Here is a 14,352-nt window from a genome sequence, read left to right on the forward strand (position 1 = left end):
AGACAGGCACACTCGCGGCCATGGGCACGCGCATGCAATGGGACATCTTCTGCAAAGTCATCGACAACCACGGCGACCTGGGCGTCTGCTGGCGCCTGGCCTGCCAGCTGGCGGCGGCGGGCGAGCGCGCGCGGCTGTGGGTCGACGACCCGACGGCGCTGCACTGGATGGCGCCGGCCGGCTGCGACGGCGTGCAGGTGATCGACTGGTCCGACGCCGAAGCCGTGTGCCGCGCCGTTGCCGATTCGGTGCCTGACGTGCTGGTCGAGGCCTTCGGCTGCGACCCGGAGCCCGAGCTCATCGCGCGTTTCGCACAGGCCCCGAGCCCTGCGCAAGCCTGGATCAACCTCGAGTACCTGTCGGCCGAGCCCTATGTCGAGAAACTGCACCGGCTGCCCTCGCCGGTGTTCAAGGGCCCGGGCGCCGGGCTGACGAAACGTTTCTTCTACCCGGGCTTCACGCCCGCCACCGGCGGCCTGCTGCGCGAGCCCGACCTCATGGCGCGCCAGGCGCGCTTCGACCGGGCGCCCTGGCTGGAGGCGCAGCAGATTCCCTGGCAGGAGGGTGAACGCCTCGTGTCGCTCTTCTGTTATGAGCCGCCGGCGCTGGCCGCCCTGCTCGCCCAGCTGGCCGCCGACCCGGTGCCTACGCGCCTGCTGGTCACCGCGGGCCGGGCCGCGCGTGCCGTGCAGGCGTGCATGCCAGATCGCCCGTTGGGCGTTCAAAGTTCGCTATCAATTTCATACCTCCCCTACCTCAGCCAGACGGATTTCGACCACCTGCTGTGGGCCTGCGACCTCAACTTCGTGCGCGGCGAAGACTCGCTGGTGCGCGCCCTCTGGGCCGGCGCGCCGCTCGTGTGGCAGATCTACCCGCAGGACGACGACGCGCACCACGTCAAGCTCAACGCCTGGCTCGACTGGCTCGGCGCCCCGCCGGAGCTGCGGCTTTTTCACCACGCCTGGAACGGCTTCGGCGACGCGCCCCTGCCCGCGCCCGGCCCGCTGGACGCCTGGCGCGACACCGCCCGTGCGGCGCGCGGCAGGCTGCTCGCGCAGGACGATCTGCTGGCCCAGTTGCGGCAGCTGGTCGCCGGAAAAAGCTAAAATAGCGGGCTTTGCGGAATTCAGCCCTGGCCGCCACGGTCGGGGACGCCTTTCGCCAAACCTGCCGCGGGACATGTACGGCGGGGCCAGATACGACGGCATGCAGCGCCGAGGGCCCCGCGCACCGAGCGGCCAACATCCAGAGAACCTGATATGAAAATCGCTCAAGAAATCCGCGCCGGCAACGTCATCATGCACGGCAAGGACCCGATGGTCGTCCTCAAGACCGAATACAGCCGCGGCGGCCGCAACAGCGCCACCGTGCGCATGAAGATGAAGAGCCTGATCGCCAACTTCAACACCGAAGTGGTCTTCAAGGCCGACGACAAGATCGACCAGATCGTGCTGGACAAGAAGGAGTGCACCTACTCCTACTTCGCCGACCCGATGTACGTCTGCATGGACGCCGAGTACAACCAGTACGAAGTCGAAGCCGAGAACATGGGCGACGCCCTGAACTACCTCGAAGACGGCATGGCCGTCGAAGTGGTGTTCTACGACGGCAAGGCCATCTCGGTCGAACTGCCGACCAGCGTCGAGCGCGAAATCACCTGGACCGAGCCGGCCGTCAAGGGCGACACCTCGGGCAAGGTCATGAAGCCCGCCAAGATCGCCACCGGCTTCGAAGTCGGCGTGCCGCTGTTCGTGTCGCAAGGCGACAAGATCGAAATCGACACCCGCACCGGCGAATACCGCAAGCGCGTCTGAGCGCGTCTGCACCTGGCTGACCACCACCACGACGAAGGCTCCGCAAGGAGCCTTTTTCGTTGGCGGGCACGCGGGTTGCATCGGCGCACAATGCCAAGCCAATTCCGTTCGACGACCGTTTCATGAACAACACGCACAACATTCACGACAAGCGCCTGGCCGATGCCTGGGCCACGCTGCAGTCCCATTCCGACCGGGGCCTGCCCCTCGATCCCGATCCCTCGCGCCTGGCCTTCGCCGACCCCGAGTTCCTGCTGCGCCGCGAAACGCGCGGCATCCGCATGCAGCTCGAGCTGATGAAGCCCGACCTCGAGCAGCGCGCCCATGGCATCGAGAACACGGTGGTGGTCTTCGGCAGCGCGCGTTTCCGCAGCGAGGACGAAGCCGCCGCGCTGGTCGCGCAGGCCGAGGCGGCCGGCGACACGGCCCTGGCCGAGCGCTGGCGCCGGCTCTCGCGCAACTCGCACTACTACGAGAAGGCGCGCACCTTCGGCAAGCTGGTCGCGCAGTACAGCGAGAAGAAGGAACCGCAGGACAAGCTCTTCGTGTGCACTGGCGGCGGCCCCGGCATCATGCAGGCGGCCAACCGCGGCGCGCATGAAGCCGGCGGCCTCTCGGTCGGCCTGGCGATTGCGCTGCCGATGGAAGAAGAAGCCAACCCCTACGTCACGCCGGCGCTGAGCTTCAAGTTCCACTACTTCGCGATCCGCAAGATGCATTTCATGATGCGTGCGAAGGCGCTGGTGGCGTTCCCGGGCGGCTTCGGCACGCTCGACGAGCTGTTCGAGGTGATCACGCTGGTGCAGACCAAGAAGTCGAAGCCGGTGCCGATCGTGCTCTTCGGCTCGGACTACTGGAAGAAGCTGATCGACTTCGACTTCCTGGTCGACGAAGGCGTGATCTCGCCCGGCGACGTGAAGCTCTTCGAATACGTCGACGCGCCGGAAGACGCGTGGGACGCCATCAAGCGTTTCTACAAGCTCTGACCGCCCCGGTCAGGCGTCGTCGCTGTCGTCGGGCCGCAGGGCCTGCTCGAAGAAGCGCGTGAGCGCGCGGGCGCGGCGGCGGCGGTCGGCCACCGGGTTCGCGTGCGGCCCCATGGCCACGGCATCGTCGGCCACGCCGTGCAGCGCATTGAAGAGGATCACAGCCGTCAGCGTCGCGTCCTCGACCTCCCACACGCCCGCGGCGTCGCCTTGCGTCAACAGGGTCACGAGCTGCGTGATGACGACGTTGTCGTTGCGCATGCGCCGGTCCTCGGGCCGGTACTCGTGGAACACCACGTCGTGCAGCGCGACGTTGTCCAGGTAGGTCTCCAGCCCCGCTTCCACCCAGGCCTTGAGCCGCGCGCGGTGTTTGCCCGGCGCGTGGCGGTCCATCGCCTCCTGCAGGCGGGCGCAGAAGGTGTCGACGAAGCGTTGCTGCAGCGCGCCGAGCAGCGCCTCCTTCGACGGAAAGTACAGGTAGAAGGTGCCCTTGGCCACCTGCGCGCCGGCGGCAATGTCGTCGATGCTGGTGGCGGGGATGCCCTTGGCGATGAACAGCTGCTCGGCGGCGTCCATCAGCGCGACGGCGCGGGTCTGCGGCGCCTTGGTGCGGCGGCGCACGGCGGTGGCGGGAGCGTCGTCGGGGCTGCTGCTTGTCATGCTCAAGAACCGGCCATGGCACCGGCGCGTGCCGTGTCGATGGCGGCGTGCACCGCCGCGGCATCGAGACGCAGGCCGCGCGGGGCCAGCACGCGCTCGCGCAGCCAGGCCAGGGCCTCGTCGGTGCGGGCGAAGGTGCTGGCGGGAATACCGAAGAGTTTTTCGACGTTCATCTTGCTGATCTTCTCGAACTGGTCGGCGGGCACCACGCTCGCCATGCCCATCATATGGCGGCGGATGTCGGCGCCGCGCGCCTGCAGCCACTGCTTCGCACTCTGGGCGCTGCCCTCGGGATGCACCAGCGCATCGGCGTCCGCGAACACGCGCAGCGAGACAAAGGGCTCGCCGCGGTCGAGCCAGCGGTTCCAGTCCTCGGTGAAGGCCTGCAGGCTTTCCAGCGTCTGCAGGCCTGCGGACACGCTGATGACCAGCGGCCATTGACTGAGTTCGTGACGGATCATGAAAGACTCCTTGTAGACAACCGGAAGGCGCCGGGCACTGCGGCGCAGGAAGGGAATGCGGACGGCGGGCATGGCGAACGGCTCAGGCACGCGTGGGGGCGGCGAGCGCGGCGGCACGCGGCCTGACACGCAGCAGCAGCCCCGCCGCCACCAGGCCGGCCACGCCGGCACAGGCCATCGCGGCATGGAAGCCGCCCGCGAGCGCATCGCTCAGGAGCCGTTGCGCCATGCCGGGGTCGAGCGCGGCCAGCGCGCCGAGGTCGTGGCGGGACACCGCCGCCACGGCCGCCTGCGGTGCGTCGGGCACGCCGGCACGCGCGAGCGACTCGGCCATCAGCGCGGTGGCGCGCGTGCGCATCAGCGTGCCGAGCAGCGCAATGCCGATCAGCATGCCGCCCTGGCGCAGCGCGTTCATGGTGGCCGAGGCCATGCCCGAGCGCTGCGCGGGCACCGAGGCCATCACCGCCGTGCTCGTGGCCGGCACGGCCAGGCCCGCGCCCGCCCCCAGCGCCACGAAGAGCAGCGCCAGTGGCAGGTAGGGCGTGTCGGCCGAGAACAGCGTCAGCAGCAGCATCGCCACGCCGATCAGTCCGTAGCCCGCGACCATCAGCGTGTGCACCTCGAAGCGGCGCGCCAGCCGGCCGAACTGCGAGGCCACGAGGCCGGTCGCCACGAACTGCGGCACCAGCCGCCAGCCGGTCTCGCTGGCCGACCAGCCCTGCACCTGCTGCAGGAACAGCGAGAAGAAGAACAGGCTGGCGTAGGTCGAGAAGCCCAGCACGAACGAGGCGAAGTTGGTGACCGAAAAGCGCGCGTCGCGGAACAGCGCGAGCGGCAGCAGCGGCCGTTCCACGCGCGCCTCCACCGCCAGGAACAGCGCCAGCCCGACAGCCGCCGCGACGAGCGCGACCACCGCGTGGCGCGAGCCCCAGCCGTGTTCGCCCGCGGCAATGAGCCCGTAGGTGAGCGCGCCCAGCCAGAGCACGCTGAGCACCTGGCCCGCCGGGTCGAGCGCCGCATGCTCGGGGTGTGAGGACTCGCGCAGGCCCCACATGCCCAGCGCCACGGTCAGTACGCCGATCGGCAGGTTGATGAGGAAGATGCTCTGCCAGCCCGCGTGGTCCACCAGCAGCCCGCCGAGCATCGGCCCGAGGATCAACGACAGCGCCGTGAACGACGACCAGCCGCCGATCACCCGCGCGCGGCTGGCCGGCTCGGGGAAGGCGTGCGCCAACAGCGACAGCGCGCCCGGAATCATCAGCGCGCCGGCCACGCCCTGCACCGCGCGGCCCGCCAGCAGCATCGGCAGCCCCGACGCCATCGCGCACATCGCCGAACCCACGGTGAAGACCACCACGCCGGCCAGCCAGGCGCGCTTGCGGCCGTAGCGGTCGCCGATCGGGCCGGCCGACAGCATGAAGGCCGACAGGCACAACGCATAGATGTCGATCACCCACTGCAGCCCGGCCAGGTCGGTCGCGAGCGCGCGCTGCAGCGTGGGCAGCGCCACGTTGACGATGCTCACGTCGAGCGTGGCGATGAAACTGCCAAGGTAGACCGCCGCCACCAGGGCCAGGCGGCGGCGCGGGTCGGCAGCGGCCGACGGGGAATGGGAGTCCATGGACGCCTTCGGGTCAGGAAGAAAGAAGGCGCCGATACTGACTTCGAGTCAGTATTCTGTCAATCAAATGAGAATTACTGTTATTTGCAACGTGGGATTCAAACCGCCGTCACAGCTTCAATCCCCAGGTCGCCTTGGCGCCCAGCGCCAGCACGCCGCCCACCACCCAGAACACGCCGGCAATGCCGATCAGCGCGCCGAGCGAGCCGAACAGCATCGGCATCGCGACGCTCGATGCGTTGATGGTCATCAGCCGCAGCCCCAACGCCTCGCCGTGCCGGGCATGCGGCGTGATCTGGTGCAGCATGCTCATCACCATTGGCTGCACCGCGCCGAGTGCGAAGCCCAGCACCACGGAGCAGATGCCCATGGTCCACGGTGAATTCAGCAGCGGGTAGATGGCGAACACGGCCGCAGTGACGACGGTCGAGCTCAGGATCACGCTGCGCTCCGACGCACGCGACGCGATCAACGGCAACACGATGCGGATGACTGCCGCGGCGATCGCGAAGGCGCCGAGGATGGAGCCGATCACCGAGGCGCTAATGCCTCGGTCGTGACCCAGCACCGGCAGCACGAAGGCGTGCACGTCCCAGCTCGACGACTGCAGCCAGTTCACGAACAGCAGGCGGCGGAACATCGGCTCGCGCAGCAGGTCCCAGGCCCGCGTGGGCGCGGCGCCCGGCACCGGCGCCACCCGCGGCGGCTCGTGCGCGCCGCGCGCCAGCAGCCAGCACAGCAGCGGAAGGAAGGCCATCACGGCGAAGCAGATGCGGAAGGCCAGCAGGTCGGCCGGCGCGCGACCGGCGTGGTCGATCAGCATCCCGGCCAGGAAGGGCCCGACGAAGTTCGCCGCCGCCGGCGCAATGGCCAGCCAGCTGAACACGCGCTTGAGCTGCGTCGGGTCGGTGGCCGAGCGGCCCACGTGCCGCTGCAGCGCGATGACGGTCGCGCCGGTGGCGCCGCCGGTCAGCAGCGCGGCGATGCACATGACGGGGAACACCGGAAAAATCAGCGCCAGCCCTGCCCCGCCCGAGGCCGCGATCACCGACAGCCACAGCGGCCGCTTGAGCCCATGCCGGTCGGCAAAACGCCCGGCCGGCAATGCAAGAAACACCTGGGTCAGTGCGAACAGCGCGATCAGCAGGCCGACGGCCGCTGCGCTGTAGCCTTGCTGCAGCGCCAGCAGCGGTGTGGCGAGCCGCATGCCCGCCATCGTGGCGTGCAAACAGACCTGCGCCACGATGACGCGCAGCAATTCAGAACCTTTCACGGGGTGTCGTCGGCCTCGCTGTCAGTGTCGGCCGTGGGCGGCAGCAGCGCCTGCGACTGCGCCTCGGGCAAGGCCTCGACCTTGCGCAGCGCCAGGCGCATCTGCTTGGCGCGCGTGTCGGCCTTGTCGATGGTGTCGGAGGCCTTGGCCACCTGCTCCTTGATGCGCGCCACCCATTCGCCGTAGCGCTCGAACTCTGTCTTGACCGCGCCCAGCACCTTCCAGACCTCGGAGGCCTGGCGCTCCAGCGCCAGCGTGCGAAAGCCCATGTGCAGGCTGTTGAGCATGGCGAGCAAAGTGGTCGGGCCGGCCAGCGTCACACGGTGCTGGCGCTGGATCGCGTCCATCAGGCCAGGGCGGCGCAGCACCTCGGCGTAGAGGCTTTCGACCGGCAGGAACAGGATCGCGAAGTCGGTGGTGTGCGGCGCCGCGAGGTAGTTCTCGGCGATCGATTTGGCCTCGACGCGGATGCGCGTCTCGAGCGCCTTGGCCGCGGCCTCGGCGCCGGCTGCATCGGCGCGCTCGTGGGCGTCGATGAGGCGTTCGTAGTCGTCGCGCGGAAACTTGGCGTCGATCGGCAGCCACACCGGCGCGCCGTCGTCGCCGCGCCCCGGGAAGCGGATCGCGAAGTCGACGCGCTGGCCGCTGCGCGGCTTGGTCTCGACCTGGCGCGCGTACTGCTCGGGCGTGAGCACCTGCTCGAGCAGCGCCTCGAGCTGCACCTCGCCGAACACGCCGCGCGTCTTCACGTTGGTCAGCACGCGCTGCAGGCTGCCGACGCCGACAGCCAGCGTCTGCATCTCGCCCAGGCCCTTGTGCACCTGCTCGAGCCGGTCGGCCACCTGCTTGAAGCTTTCGCCCAGGCGCGCTTCGAGCGTGCTCTGCAGTTTTTCGTCGACGGTCTTGCGCATCTCGTCGAGCTTGGCGGTGTTGCTCTGCTGCAGCTGGGCGAGCTGGGTTTCCATGGTCGTGCGCACCTCGGAAAGGCGGCGCGCGTTCGATTCGCTCAGCCCCTGCAGCTGGGTGTTCAGCGTGTCGGCCAGGGTCTTCTGCAGCGACGCGAGCTGCAGCGCGAAGGCGTCGAGCTGCGCGTTCTGCGTGCGCGTGGCCTCGGCGCCCTGCTGCACCAGCGACTGCTGGAAGGTGGCGAAGGCCTGCGCGGTTTCCTGGCGTGCGCCGCGCGAGCTTTCGCCGATCTCGTGGCGCAGCTCGCGCTCGGTGCGTTCGTTGGCGCGGCCCATGGCGGCGAGCACGCCCAGCATTTCGCTGTGATCAGGTGGGGGTGGCCGGCGGGCCAGCAGCCAGATGACCAGCACCAGCTGCACCACGGCGAATGCGGCCAGTGCGAGAAGAATCAGATCCGTCAGTTCCAAGGTGGGGGGCGTGTCGCTCTCGCTGTCAGGTTATTTCGTGGCCGCCGGCACCGGCGTGACAGGGGTCAAGGGCCCCTTGCCGGTGCCCCAGGCGATGAGGTTGTCGGCCGCCAGGTCGGCCATGGCGCGGCGCGTGGGCACGGTGGCGCTGGCGATGTGCGGCGTGAGCACCACGTTGGGCACGGTGAGCAGGTCGGGGTGGACCTTGGGCTCGCCCTCGAACACGTCGAGGCCGGCAGCGGCGATGCGCTTCTCGCGCAGCGCCACGGCCAGCGCCGCGTCGTCGACGATGCCGCCGCGCGCGATGTTGACCAGCGTGGCGGTCGGCTTCATGAGCGCGATCTCGGCCGCGCCGATGGTGTGGTGCGAGGCTGGCGAGTACGGCACGACCAGCACGACGTGGTCGGCGGTCTTGAGCAGCTCTTCCTTGCCGACGTAGCGGGCCTTGCACTCGGCCTCGAGCGTGGCGTCGAGGCGCGAGCGGTTGTGATAGATCACGTTCATGCCGAAGCCGTGCGCGCCGCGCCTGGCGATGCCCTGCCCGATGCGGCCCATGCCGATGATGCCCAGCGTCGAGCCGTGGATGTCGGAGCCGGCGAACATGTCGTAGCTCCACTTTTCCCATTTGCCCGCGCGCAGGAAATGTTCGCTCTCGGTGATGCGGCGCGCGGTGGCCATGAGCAGCGCGAAGCCGAAGTCGGCCGTGGTCTCGGTCAGCACGTCGGGCGCGTTGGTGCCCAGCACGCCGCGCGCGGCCATGGCGTCGACGTCGAAGTTGTTGTAGCCCACGGCCATGTTGGCGCAGATCTTCAGCTCGGGGCAGGCGTCGAGCACCGCGGCGTCGATGCGCTCGCTGCCGGTGGTGAAGGCGCCCTGCTTGCCCTGCAGCTTGGCGATCAACTGGTCCTTGCTCCAGGTCTCGTCGGCCTGGTTCGACTCGACCTCGAAATGCTGCGCCAGGCGCGCGAGGGTTTCGGGGAACACCGCGCGCGCGACCAGGATCTTGGGCTTGCTGCTCATGGAACGTGTCTCTTTCTTTGAAGGGCTGGAAGGATCAACGGAAGAAGATGAAGGTGCACAGGACGAACAGCGGGACCAGGATCGCCCCCGACCACGCCATGTAGCCGAAGAAGCTGGGCATGCGCACGCCGCGGCTTTCGGCGATGGCCTTGACCATCAGGTTCGGCGCGTTGCCGATGTAGGTGTTGGCGCCCATGAACACGGCGCCGGCCGAGATGGCGGCCAGCGTGCTGGCATAGGTGGTCATGAGCGCCGCCGGGTCGCCGCCCGCCGTGTTGAAGAACACGAGGTAGGTCGGCGCGTTGTCCAGGAACGAGCTCAGGATGCCGGTGGCCCAGAAGTACATGGCCGGGTCGGGCTGACCGTCGGCGCGCGTCACGGCCGCCACGATGGCGCCGAACGGGCCCTGTGTGCCGGCCTTGAGCATGGCGATCACCGGGATGATGGTCAGGAAGATGCCGGCGAAGAGCTTGGCCACCTCGGCCATCGGGCCCCACTCGAACTGGTTGTCGGCGTGCACCTTGGGCGCCGTGAGCTTGTACGAGACGATGGCGATCAGCGCCAGCCCCACGTCGCGCACCAGGCCCGGCAGGCCGACCTCGGTGCCGAACACGTCGAACACGACGGGCGATTTCCAGAAGCCGCTCAGCAGCACCAGCGCGACGATGCCGCCCAAGAGCCAGAAGTTGGCCGCGCCGTCGAAGCCCAGGCGCGGGGTGTCGGGCGTCGGGTCGACGGGCAGCACGCCGTCCTTGCGGTAGAAGTGGCGGTCGATGGCATAGAACAGCGCCAGCAGCACGGCCAGGATGAAGATCGTCTCGGGCAGGATGTGCTGCGCGGTCCAGAAGAAGCCCACGCCCTTGAGGAAGCCGAGGAACAGCGGCGGGTCGCCCAGCGGCGTGAGCGAGCCGCCCGCGTTCGACACGATGAAGATGAAGAACACGATCACGTGCACCTTGCGCTGCCGGTTGTCGTTGGCCCGGATCAGCGGCCGGATCAGCAGCATCGAGGCGCCCGTGGTTCCCATGAAGCTCGCGAGCACTGCGCCGATGGCCAGGATCGCCGTGTTGAGCCCCGGCGTTCCGTGCAGGTTGCCGCGGATGTGGATGCCCCCCGCCACGGTGAACAGCGCCGTGAGCAGGATGATGAACGGGATGTACTCGGCCACCAGCGCATGCACCAGCTGCACGCCCGCCAGCCCCGCGCCGTAGGTCGCGGCAAAGGGCAGCAGGAAGGCCAGCGCCCAGGCGGCGGAAATCTTGCCGTAGTGGTGGTGCCAGAACGAGGGCGTGGCCAGCGGCAAGAGCGCGATGGACAGCAGGATGCCGGCGAACGGCACGCCCCACAGCGGCGAGAGCGCGGCACCGTCGAAATCGGCGGCGAAGGCCAGGGCGGGAAAGAGCATCGGCAGCGCCGCGGCTGCCGTCAGTCGGATCGTTTTCTTCATGGGGGCTGTACCGTACCAGACAGGTCAGTACAGCCTTCAAACGGGGGGTTGTTCGATCTCGAACACCTGGCGCAGGTAGGCCAGGTATTTCTCGTCCTCGCACATGTTCTTGGACGGCGTGTCCGACAGCTTGGCCACCGGCTGGTCGTTGCACTGGATCATCTTGATGACGATCTGCAGCGGCTCGTAGCCCAGGTCGTTGGTGAGGTTGGTGCCGATGCCGAAGGCCAGCAGGCAGCGGCCGCGGAACTGCTGGTACAGCTCGATGGTGCGCGGCACCGTGAGGCCGTCGCTGAAGATCAGCGTCTTGGTGAGCGGATCGACCCGGTTCGCGTGGTAGTGCGCCAGCATGCGCTCGCCCCACTGGAACGGGTCGCCGCTGTCGTGGCGGGCGCCGTCGAAGAGCTTGCAGAAGTACAGGTCGAAGTCGCGCAGGAAGGCGCTCATGCCGTACACGTCGGACAGCGCGATGCCCAGGTCGCCGCGGTATTCGCGGGCCCAGCTCTCGAAGCCGAAGATCTGGCTGTCGCGCAGTCGCGGACCCAGCGCCTGGCAGGCCTGCAGGTACTCGTGCGCCATGGTGCCCAGCGGGATGAGCCCCAGCTTCATGGCATACAGCACGTTGCTGGTGCCCGCCAGTTGCGGCAGCCGCTCGCCGGCGGGCGACTTGGCCGGCGGCGAGGCCACGGCGCCGAGCCGCTGGGTCAGGGTGCGCAGCACTTCCTCGTGCCAGTCTTTCGAGAAGCGGCGGCGCGTGCCGTAGTCGGCGATCTTGAGGTCGCCCAGGCCGGCTTCCTGCAGCTGGCTGATCTTGAGGTCGAGGCGGCGGCGGCCTTCCTCGAAGTCGGGGTTCTTCTGCGTGTTGCGAAAGTAGACCTCGTTCACGATGGCCAGCACCGGGATCTCGAACAGGATGGTGTGCAGCCACGGCCCCTTGATGCGGATCTCGAGTTCGCCCGAGGGCTGGGGGATGACGTTGATGTACTTCTCGTTGAGCCGGAACAGGCCCAGGAAGTCGACGAAGTCGCTCTTGATGAAGCGCATCGAGCGCAGGTAGGCGAGTTCGGCGTCGCGGAACTGCAGCGAGCACAGGCTGCGGATCTCGTCGCGGATCTGTCCCGCGAACTGCGCGAGGTTGACGCCCGGGTTGCGGCACTTGAAGCGGTACTCGACCCGCGCCCCCGGAAAGTGGTGCAGGACCACCTGCATCATCGTGAACTTGTAGAGGTCGGTGTCGAGCAGGCTGTGAATGATCATGGTGCGGTGCGCGGTGTCTCGGGTCTCTGTCATCGGCGTCCGTTCCATTATCACGGCCTGCGTCGGCCTGTGCCTACGAGTGCCGGCCTGCACGTCCTACCGGCAGGGGGAATCACCCACGCGACATTGATTTCACGGCGGCGGCATGTTCCGCCGGGTCATCACTCTTTCTCAAGGAGATTCGCATGAACAAGGACACCATCGAAGGCAACTGGAAGCAGCTCAAGGGCAAGATCAAGGAGCAATGGGGCAAGCTGACCGACGACGACTTCGACGTCATCGCCGGCAAGCGCGACCAGCTGCTGGGCCGCATCCAGGAACGCCACGGCATCAGCCGCGACGAGGCCGAGAAGCAGGTCAAGGACTGGGAATCTCGCGACGGCCGCTCGCCGGACGCGCTCTGGTTCGAGAAGAACTGAGAAAGAAGCAAGCGCCCTGCGCCCTTCCCTTCTCTTTCCCTGTCATTCACCGCAAAGGACACACACCATGAAAAAACAACACCTCGTCATGCTCGCCCTCGCCTCCACCTTCTTCGTCGCCGGCCAGGCCGGTGCGATGACCAAGGACGAGTACAAGGTCGCCAAGGAAAAGGTCGAGGCCGACTACAAGGTCGCCAAGGCCCAGTGCGACACGATGAAGGACAACGCCAAGGACGTCTGCCAGAAGGAAGCCAAGGGCAAGGAAGAAGTGGCCAAGGCCGAGCTGGAGCAGCAGTACCAGCCGAGCGACAGCCATGCCCGCAAGGTGGCCGAAGAGAAGGTGAAGGCTGCCTATGAAGTCGCGAAGGAAAAGTGCGACGACCAGAATGGCGCGGCCAAGGACGCTTGCGTGAAGCAGGCCAAGGCTGATGAAGCCCAGGGCAAGGCCGACATCAAGGCCATGAAGAAGACGATGTAAGCGGGGCTGCGGCCCCTCTCACGGACGGCGCCTGCGGGCGCCGTTTTTCATGGGCGCTCAGGCGCGCAGCGAATCGACCACCTGCTGCAGCGCCTCGGGCAACGGCACCGGCCGCTGCGTCGCGCGGTCGACGTACACATGCACGAAGTGCCCCTGCGCGGCCGCGGTGTCGGAGCCCTCGGCGAACAGCGCGATCTCGTAGCGCACGCTCGATCGGCCCGCCTGCGCCACGCGGATGCCCGCCTCCACCGTCTGCGGAAAGGCCACCGGCGCGAAGTAGTTGCACTGCGTCTCGACCACGAAGCCGATGGTCTGGCCGCCGTGGATATCGAGCGCGCCGCGCTCGATGAGCAGCGCGTTCACCGCAGTGTCGAACCAGCTGTAGTAGACGACGTTGTTGACGTGGCCGTACATGTCGTTGTCGGCCCAGCGCGTCGGGATGCTGCGAAACGCCCGGTAGGCGCTGCGGGTGTGGGGCGTGGGCTTGGGGGTGGGGGTCGGGGCGCTCATCGCGCGGCATTTTGCCAGCGGCGCCAGTAATCGAGCGCCACCCGGAAGGTGCCCAGCTGCACCTGCACCGTCTCGGCGATGTCGCTGGCGTAGCCGCCGGCCATCGCGAAGGCCGTGGGGATGCGGCGCTGCCAGGTCCAGTCGAACACGCGGCGGTCGCGCGCCTCCAGGCCGTCGAAGCTCAGCTTGAGGCGGCCGAGCCGGTCGCGCTCGAAGGGGTCGGCGCCGGCCAGGTAGATCACGAGGCCGGGCGAGAAGCGGCGGTCGAGCTCGTCGAGCGCGTGCTCCAGCGCCGCCAGGTAGTCGGTGTCGCCGCAGCCGTCGGGCAGCTCCACGTCGAGGTCGCTCGCTTCCTTGCGGAACGGAAAGTTCTTCTGGCCGTGCACCGACAGCGTGAACACGCTCGGGTCGCCCTGGAAGATGCGGGCGGTGCCGTTGCCCTGGTGCACGTCAAGGTCGATCATGGCCACCCGGAGCAGCCGGCCGGCACGGGCCTGCTCGACCTGCATCAGCCGCGCAGCCACCGCCGCGTCGTTGAAGACGCAGAAGCCGCTGCCCTTGTCGGCGTAGGCGTGGTGCGTGCCGCCCGCCATGTTGGCCGCCACGCCGCCCGCGAAGGCAGCGCGGCAGGCGGCGATGGTGGCGCCGGTGGAGCGGCGCGAGCGCTCGACCATCGCCTCGCTCCACGGAAAGCCGATCTCGCGCATGGCCTGCGGGCTCACGCGGCCTTCGCTGACGGCGGCGATCCATTCGGGGGTGTGGGCCAGCGCCAACTCGTCATCGGTGGCGCGCGGGGCCGGGTCCATCTCGACGGCCGGCAGCTGCTCCTGCAGGCGATCGCGCAGCATCGCGTAGCGCGACATGGGAAAGCGGTGGCCCGGCGGCAAAGGCAGGACGAACTGCCCGGAATAGAAAGCACGCATGGCCGCATTCTGGCCGCGCAGGCCGGATTTAGAAGACCGCTTCTAAATTGCTGCAGAGCAGCAAAAACCACTTGATCGCCGCGTTCAGCTGCCTATACTTGAGGCCATGC

The 14,352-nt window shown here is 68.2% G+C and carries 15 protein-coding genes; 5 read left to right on the forward strand and 10 right to left on the reverse strand.

What is annotated here, in order from left to right:
• Positions 1-20 precede the first annotated feature (20 nt).
• From earP to AC57B8_RS30105, 3 genes are all read left to right on the forward strand, one after another.
• On the forward strand, positions 21-1,106 hold the full coding sequence (gene earP / locus AC57B8_RS30095) for an elongation factor P maturation arginine rhamnosyltransferase EarP (protein ID WP_496481593.1): 1,086 nt from the start codon (positions 21-23) through the stop codon (positions 1,104-1,106).
• A 153-nt stretch (positions 1,107-1,259) separates the two neighbouring features.
• On the forward strand, positions 1,260-1,814 hold the full coding sequence (gene efp / locus AC57B8_RS30100; protein WP_062479082.1) for an elongation factor P: 555 nt from the start codon (positions 1,260-1,262) through the stop codon (positions 1,812-1,814).
• 122 nt (positions 1,815-1,936) lie between these two features.
• Positions 1,937-2,800 (forward strand): LOG family protein, encoded by an 864-nt coding sequence (locus tag AC57B8_RS30105; protein ID WP_070059745.1) that lies wholly within the window; start codon positions 1,937-1,939, stop codon positions 2,798-2,800.
• Between the two features lie 9 nt (positions 2,801-2,809).
• Here AC57B8_RS30105 and AC57B8_RS30110 read toward each other — a convergent pair whose 3' ends face one another.
• From AC57B8_RS30110 to pncB, 8 genes are all read right to left on the reverse strand, one after another.
• On the reverse strand, positions 2,810-3,460 hold the full coding sequence (locus AC57B8_RS30110) for a TetR/AcrR family transcriptional regulator (RefSeq protein ID WP_496481594.1): 651 nt from the start codon (positions 3,458-3,460) through the stop codon (positions 2,810-2,812).
• 2 nt (positions 3,461-3,462) lie between these two features.
• The gene (locus AC57B8_RS30115) at positions 3,463-3,921 is read right to left on the reverse strand and encodes a hypothetical protein (RefSeq protein WP_095950973.1); all 459 of its coding nucleotides are present in this window, start codon (positions 3,919-3,921) and stop codon (positions 3,463-3,465) included.
• 82 nt (positions 3,922-4,003) lie between these two features.
• Positions 4,004-5,542 carry an MFS transporter gene (locus AC57B8_RS30120; protein ID WP_496481595.1) on the reverse strand — a complete coding sequence of 513 codons (1,539 nt, stop codon included), beginning with the start codon at positions 5,540-5,542 and terminating at the stop codon, positions 4,004-4,006.
• A gap of 109 nt (positions 5,543-5,651) precedes the next feature.
• Positions 5,652-6,815 (reverse strand): MFS transporter, encoded by a 1,164-nt coding sequence (locus tag AC57B8_RS30125; RefSeq protein ID WP_070059634.1) that lies wholly within the window; start codon positions 6,813-6,815, stop codon positions 5,652-5,654.
• Positions 6,812-8,182, reverse strand: a complete 1,371-nt coding sequence (locus AC57B8_RS30130; protein WP_139705444.1) for a DNA recombination protein RmuC — start codon at positions 8,180-8,182, stop codon at positions 6,812-6,814. Before AC57B8_RS30130 ends, AC57B8_RS30125 begins: the two co-directional genes overlap by 4 nt.
• 36 nt (positions 8,183-8,218) lie before the next feature.
• On the reverse strand, positions 8,219-9,208 hold the full coding sequence (locus tag AC57B8_RS30135; protein ID WP_159277574.1) for a 2-hydroxyacid dehydrogenase: 990 nt from the start codon (positions 9,206-9,208) through the stop codon (positions 8,219-8,221).
• 34 nt (positions 9,209-9,242) lie between these two features.
• Positions 9,243-10,655, reverse strand: coding sequence for a sodium:proton antiporter (locus AC57B8_RS30140; RefSeq protein ID WP_159277575.1), 1,413 nt, complete (start codon positions 10,653-10,655; stop codon positions 9,243-9,245).
• A gap of 36 nt (positions 10,656-10,691) precedes the next feature.
• Complete coding sequence (gene pncB, locus AC57B8_RS30145; RefSeq protein WP_070059637.1) at positions 10,692-11,912, reverse strand: nicotinate phosphoribosyltransferase; 1,221 nt, start codon at positions 11,910-11,912, stop codon at positions 10,692-10,694.
• A 185-nt stretch (positions 11,913-12,097) separates the two neighbouring features.
• Between pncB and AC57B8_RS30150 the strand changes: the two genes are divergently transcribed.
• Both AC57B8_RS30150 and AC57B8_RS30155 read left to right on the forward strand, forming a co-directional pair.
• Complete coding sequence (locus AC57B8_RS30150) at positions 12,098-12,331, forward strand: CsbD family protein (RefSeq protein ID WP_095950977.1); 234 nt, start codon at positions 12,098-12,100, stop codon at positions 12,329-12,331.
• 67 nt (positions 12,332-12,398) lie between these two features.
• Positions 12,399-12,809: a hypothetical protein gene (locus AC57B8_RS30155; RefSeq protein WP_095950978.1), complete on the forward strand. Its 411-nt coding sequence runs from the start codon at positions 12,399-12,401 to the stop codon at positions 12,807-12,809.
• Between the two features lie 57 nt (positions 12,810-12,866).
• On the opposite strand, the gene AC57B8_RS30160 is transcribed toward AC57B8_RS30155, so the two are convergent.
• Both AC57B8_RS30160 and AC57B8_RS30165 read right to left on the reverse strand, forming a co-directional pair.
• Positions 12,867-13,319 (reverse strand): acyl-CoA thioesterase, encoded by a 453-nt coding sequence (locus AC57B8_RS30160; RefSeq protein WP_354347224.1) that lies wholly within the window; start codon positions 13,317-13,319, stop codon positions 12,867-12,869.
• Positions 13,316-14,242 carry a histone deacetylase family protein gene (locus tag AC57B8_RS30165; RefSeq protein WP_070059641.1) on the reverse strand — a complete coding sequence of 309 codons (927 nt, stop codon included), beginning with the start codon at positions 14,240-14,242 and terminating at the stop codon, positions 13,316-13,318. The genes AC57B8_RS30160 and AC57B8_RS30165 overlap by 4 nt, the downstream gene beginning before the upstream one ends.
• Between the last annotated feature and the right edge of the window lie 110 nt (positions 14,243-14,352).

Source organism: Variovorax sp. BGA-UO-ETr-C22, assembly GCF_059567965.1.

Bases quoted from the DNA above. Each gene is read 5' to 3' on its own strand.
- earP (WP_496481593.1), top strand. From the start codon at position 21: ATGGGCACGCGCATGCAATGGGACATCTTCTGCAAAGTCATCGACAAC.
- efp (WP_062479082.1), top strand. From the start codon at position 1,260: ATGAAAATCGCTCAAGAAATCCGCGCCGGCAACGTCATCATGCACGGC.
- AC57B8_RS30105 (WP_070059745.1), top strand. From the start codon at position 1,937: ATGAACAACACGCACAACATTCACGACAAGCGCCTGGCCGATGCCTGG.
- AC57B8_RS30110 (WP_496481594.1), bottom strand. From the start codon at position 3,460: ATGACAAGCAGCAGCCCCGACGACGCTCCCGCCACCGCCGTGCGCCGC.
- AC57B8_RS30115 (WP_095950973.1), bottom strand. From the start codon at position 3,921: ATGATCCGTCACGAACTCAGTCAATGGCCGCTGGTCATCAGCGTGTCC.
- AC57B8_RS30120 (WP_496481595.1), bottom strand. From the start codon at position 5,542: ATGGACTCCCATTCCCCGTCGGCCGCTGCCGACCCGCGCCGCCGCCTG.
- AC57B8_RS30135 (WP_159277574.1), bottom strand. From the start codon at position 9,208: ATGAGCAGCAAGCCCAAGATCCTGGTCGCGCGCGCGGTGTTCCCCGAA.
- AC57B8_RS30140 (WP_159277575.1), bottom strand. From the start codon at position 10,655: ATGAAGAAAACGATCCGACTGACGGCAGCCGCGGCGCTGCCGATGCTC.
- pncB (WP_070059637.1), bottom strand. From the start codon at position 11,912: ATGATCATTCACAGCCTGCTCGACACCGACCTCTACAAGTTCACGATG.
- AC57B8_RS30150 (WP_095950977.1), top strand. From the start codon at position 12,098: ATGAACAAGGACACCATCGAAGGCAACTGGAAGCAGCTCAAGGGCAAG.
- AC57B8_RS30155 (WP_095950978.1), top strand. From the start codon at position 12,399: ATGAAAAAACAACACCTCGTCATGCTCGCCCTCGCCTCCACCTTCTTC.
- AC57B8_RS30160 (WP_354347224.1), bottom strand. From the start codon at position 13,319: ATGAGCGCCCCGACCCCCACCCCCAAGCCCACGCCCCACACCCGCAGC.
- AC57B8_RS30165 (WP_070059641.1), bottom strand. From the start codon at position 14,242: ATGCGTGCTTTCTATTCCGGGCAGTTCGTCCTGCCTTTGCCGCCGGGC.